This is a genomic window from Vibrio sp. Vb1337, from assembly GCF_033338715.1.
GTDB classification, from domain to species: domain Bacteria; phylum Pseudomonadota; class Gammaproteobacteria; order Enterobacterales; family Vibrionaceae; genus Vibrio; species Vibrio alginolyticus.
The window spans coordinates 1-1,008 of the sequence record NZ_JAWOTD010000310.1 but is presented as its reverse complement, the minus strand read 5'-3'; the positions used below and the strand labels follow the sequence as shown (position 1 = coordinate 1,008).

Genomic DNA, 1,008 nt, shown 5'->3' with positions numbered 1-1,008 from the left:
TCTCTTGATCTCGGTGATCGCGCTCATTGGCAAAACACTTGCCCCGTCACCGAGCTTTATTACTTTGCCTGTCGCACTGCAGTTTCTCGGTTTAATGGCGGCAACGATACCTGCATCATTGATTATGGGGAAACTCGGTCGTCGTTTGGGCTTTAGCCTAGGTAACCTCATCGGCATCGTGGGCGCAAGTTTGGCGACGTACGCGTTAAGCCAACAAACCTTTTATCTATTCTGTTTTTCTACGTTTTTGCTCGGTGTCGGAATCGGCTTTGGCACGCTCTATCGCTTGGCTGCAATAGAAGTGTGTGAAGAATCGGCAAGACACAGAGCAATTTCAATATCTATGGCGGGTGGGGTATTAGCGGCTATTCTCGGTCCGAACTTAGCGGTGTATTCGCAACAATGGTCAGACGATGGTTTATATACGAGTGCTTTTTCTGTCCTGATTGTTCTCTACATCACCGCGCTTGTATTGCTTCAAACGATTCGGTTCCCGCCAGCGCATACTCAGCTATCGCATGTTAAAGTCGATACTATTAGTGACATCATAAGACGCCCGAACTTTATGATTGCTGTGTTAGCGGCAATGGTGGCTTATGCGGTGATGAATATTCTAATGACAGCGACGCCTTTGGCGATGATTGGTTGTGGTTTCGATTTTGACAAAGCCGCAGGTGTGATTGAGTGGCATGTGCTCGGCATGTTCGCTCCGGCCTTTATTACTGGTCGATTAATTGAGCAGTTCGGCGCAAAGAAAATGATCCTAGCGGGAGGTGTGCTGTTTATTGCTTGTATAGGGATTAACATTCATGGTGTGTCCATTTGGCACTTTAGCCTTGCCTTAGTTTTGTTGGGCGTAGGTTGGAACTTCATGTTTATCGCTGCAACGGGGCTGTTTAGCCAAAGTTACGAAGCGAAAAACCGCAGCAAAGCGCAGGCGTTTAATGAGTTCTTCGTGTTCAGTTGTGTCACCATCACCGCATTACTATCTGGTTGGCTTGAGTCTAC

1 protein-coding gene is annotated in these 1,008 nt (G+C 47.4%); it reads left to right on the top strand.

The features are described from left to right. On the top strand, positions 1-1,008 hold a 1,008-nt coding region (locus R7E42_RS25855; RefSeq protein ID WP_318073365.1), incomplete at both ends, for an MFS transporter.